The following is a 3,660-nucleotide window of genomic DNA, read 5'->3' as shown; positions in this document are numbered from 1 at the left end:
CCGAGCTTCCGGCGCTGCCGCACCTGTTCCTCGTCATCGACGAGTTCGGCGAGCTGCTGACCGCGGAGCCCGACTTCGTCGAGCTGCTGCTGACGATCGGGCGCATCGGCCGATCGATCGGCGTCCACCTGCTGCTGTCGAGCCAACGCATCGAGGGCGGCCGCCTGCGCGGCCTCGACACGTACCTCTCGTACCGGATCGGCCTGCGGACGTTCTCGGAGTCGGAATCGGCCGTGGTGCTCGACACCCCCGATGCCTTCCACCTGCCCGCGATCCCCGGCTTCGGGTACCTCAAGGTCGACACGTCGGTCTACACGCGCTTCCGCGCCGGGTACGTCTCGGGTCCGGTGCCCGATCCGGTCGAGTCGGGCCCGCGGCACGACGACGCCCCGCCCGTCCTGCGACTGCCCGCGTACGACCTGCCCGACAATTCCCCCGAGGCCGAGCAGCTCGACAGCGCCGAGCCCGAGACCCCGACCACCGGCCGCACGCTCGTGCAGGCGGCGACCTCGCGCCTCGCCCGCGGCATCGCCCGCACGCGTCCGGTGTGGCTGCCGCCGCTGCCGCCCGTGCTCACGCTCGGCGGGGTGCTCCCCCAGGCCGACGGCGCAGGGACCCTGCGCGCGCCGATGGGCCTGCTCGACGACCCGTCCAAGCAGACGCAGTCACCGTGGATGCTCGACCTCACGCGCTCGGGCGGACACGTCTCGATCACCGGCGCCCCGCAGTCGGGGCGCTCGATGTTCCTGCGCACGCTCGCCGCATCGCTGTCGTTCACGCACTCCCCGCGCCAGGTGAGCATCTACGGAATGGACCTCACCGGCGGCGGTCTCGCCCGCATCGAGCCGTTCCCGCACGTCGGTGGCGTCGCGACGCGCGGCAACCGCGAGCGGCTCACGCGTCTGCTCGAGGAGCTCACCGGCATGCTCGCGGTGCGCGAGCGGGTGTTCCGCGACTACGGCCTCGACTCCCTCGCCGACATGCGCCGGCAGCACGCCGACGGCCGCCTCCCCGACCTGCCGAGCGCCGACGTCGTGCTGCTGATCGACGGCCTCGGGGCGCTGCGGCAGGACTTCGAAGACCTCGAGGCGCCGCTGGGTCAGCTGCTCGAACGCGGCGGCAGCTTCGGCATCCACGTCGTCGTCGCCCTCTCGCGCTGGAACGAACTGCGCATGAATCTGCAGGGCCTCATCGGCACGCGCCTCGAGCTGAAGCTCAACGACCCCGCCGACTCGCAGATCGCCCGCAAGCTGTCGCAGACGCTCCGCGCCGACGAACCCGGCCGGGTGCTGACCGACGAGAAGCTGTTCGCGCAGATCGCGCTGCCCCTCCTCGAAGAGGTCGATGACGGCGACACCGGCGAGGCGCTCGAGCGGCTCGCGCGCGAGAGTGCGGCCCGCTGGGGCGGTCAGGGCGCGGCGCCCATCCGACTGCTCCCCGAGGTGCTGTCGCCCGCCGAGCTGCCCGACGCGATCGACGAACCGGATGCCATGCCCCTGGGCCTCCGTCAGGACACGATGCAGCCGGTCGCCCTCGACCTCGTCACGCGCGACCCGCACCTGCTCGTGCTCGGCGACAGCCGCTGCGGCAAGACCACGGCGCTCCGCGGCATCGTGCAGGGCGCGATCGACCGGCATTCCGCCGAGGAACTCGTCGTCGCCCTCATGGATGCGCGCGGGGAGCTGGCATCCGAGGTCCCGGACGCCTATCTCGGCGGCCACGCGTCGTCGGGTCGGCAGGCGCGACTCTTGGCCGAATCGATCGCGGTCGAACTCGAGAAGCGCGCCACGGATCGCGACGCGGGACCGCGCATCCTGGTCATCGCCGACGACTTCGACGTCCTCGCCGCCGGCGGCACCGAACCGCTGCGTCCGCTGCTGCCATACCTCGCATCGGCGCGCGATCTGCGGCTGAACGTGGTGGTGAGCCGTCCCGTCGCGGGAGCGTCGCGGGCGATGTTCGATGTCGCTCTGCAGAGCATCCGCGACACCGGCGGCACCGCGCTGATCATGTCGGGCGACCGCTCCGAGGGTGCGCTGCTGCCGAAGCTGTACGCCGAGCCGATGATCGCCGGCCGTGGTCGGCTGGCCCGTCGCGGCGAGCGTCCGACCCTGGTGCAGGTGGCGAACTTCGTCGCCGGCGAGGGTGATGCGGAGGGTGCTTCGGTGGTGGGGGCGCCGGCGGAGGCTGAGCCCGCAGTGGATGCCGATGGCGCGGGGGGCGTGGATGAGGCGACGCGGGAGGTGGCTCCGGCGTCCGTGACCGGTGCTTCCGCGCCTGCGTCCGCCGAGCCTGCGCCGGCCGCTCCGTCTGCCGACGAGCCGGCCCTGACCCGACGGAGGAGAGGTAACCGTGCCCCGTAGCAGCGTCGCGTTCACACGCGAACCCGTCGATATCGAGGCGCTGACCTCGGCCGTCTCGGCGGTGCTGACGCCCGAGGAACTGGCCGCGACCCCGGCCGAGATCAGGCCGCTCGACGACGGCGCCGCCGCTCAGGTGCTGATCGCCGACCGGGTCGTGCTGACGGTGTTGCGGCCCCGGCTCACTCCCCCGGCCGCGGAGCTGGCTCGGGTCTACGGGGCGGTGGAGGTGGCGCCGGATGCGAGGTGGTCGACCGACTGCTTCACGACGTGGGAGCCCGAGGGCGTCATCGGCGTACGGCTGCTGGAAGCCGCGGCCGCGGCGCGCGGGGGTATGGCGGCGCACCTGGGGTGAGCTTCACCAGCGGCGTGAGCGGAGCGGCCGCGGCGGGCGCGACGGCCGTGGCCACGCTCGCGGCGCCGACGAGCACCACCACCCAGGTCGCGCACCGCCGGCTCTGGACCGACACGGTTGCCGACCACCCGGTGGGCAGCACCGACGTCACGGTGCCCACCGGCAGCCGCGCCGTCGGAACCCTCGTGACGCTCGATCCGAGCGGTGTCCTCCGGCGCTCGGCACCCACGATCTCCTCGGGCGTGACGTCGGCGTTCGCCGAACGGGAGAAGAACAACCACCTCACCGTCACCTACGTCGACGCGAGCGGCATGCACCGGCGCATGTGGACCGACACCGTCTCGACCGGGGTCACGTCGGCGTTCGCCGAGGTCGACAAGAGCAACTCCACGACGGTGACGCGGGTCAACGGGGCCGTGCTGAGAGGAACCGTGTGATCGACGCTCCAACTGACGCTCAAGTCACTTGGAGCGTGAGCTTCACGCTCCAAGTCGAATTACACCCGCATCGCGACGCTCCAACTGAAACCCGTAGTTAGTTGTAGCGTGGGCGTATGGATGCAACTCGATTTGTCGACTCGGCGTTCGGATACGCCACACGTGAGCCTGGCAAGAAGGATGCGTTCATCTACTACCTTCCCCGGCACATCCCGCGTCACCTCGATCTCCCGAGCGCGGTCGTTTCCGCACTCTCTGAGGCTGATGCAGCCCTCGGGCACCTGCAGGGGTTGGGCATGCTCATCACCGACCCGAGCCTGCTGATCGGCCCGTACCTTCGGCGCGAGGCGCTCGCGAGCTCCCGGATCGAGGGCACACAGGCGTCACTGTCCGAAGTGTTCCAAGCGGAGATCGACACGGACGCACGCAACGATGACACCGCCGAGGTTCACCGATACCTGCAGGCGACACACCAGGCCTACACACTGGCAGCGACCCTCCCCATCAC

The 3,660-nt window shown here is 71.2% G+C and carries 4 protein-coding genes; all 4 read left to right on the top strand.

The annotated features are described in order from the left end of the window. On the top strand, positions 1-2,363 hold a 2,363-nt coding region (eccCb, locus tag LQV45_RS20590), incomplete at its 5' end, for a type VII secretion protein EccCb (protein ID WP_230008612.1). Continuing rightward, a complete protein-coding gene (locus tag LQV45_RS20585; protein WP_230008611.1) occupies positions 2,353-2,715 on the top strand; it encodes a hypothetical protein in 363 nt (120 codons plus the stop codon). The genes eccCb and LQV45_RS20585, both read left to right, overlap by 11 nt. Continuing rightward, positions 2,712-3,152: a hypothetical protein gene (locus tag LQV45_RS20580; RefSeq protein WP_230008610.1), complete on the top strand. Its 441-nt coding sequence runs from the start codon at positions 2,712-2,714 to the stop codon at positions 3,150-3,152. Before LQV45_RS20585 ends, LQV45_RS20580 begins: the two co-directional genes overlap by 4 nt. Positions 3,153-3,268: 116 nt before the next feature. Further along, on the top strand, positions 3,269-3,660 hold a 392-nt coding region (locus LQV45_RS20575; RefSeq protein ID WP_230008609.1), incomplete at its 3' end, for a Fic/DOC family N-terminal domain-containing protein.

The sequence above is a fragment of the Microbacterium sp. Bi128 genome (assembly GCF_918698205.1).
This window is presented reverse-complemented; position numbering and strand designations above follow the sequence as displayed.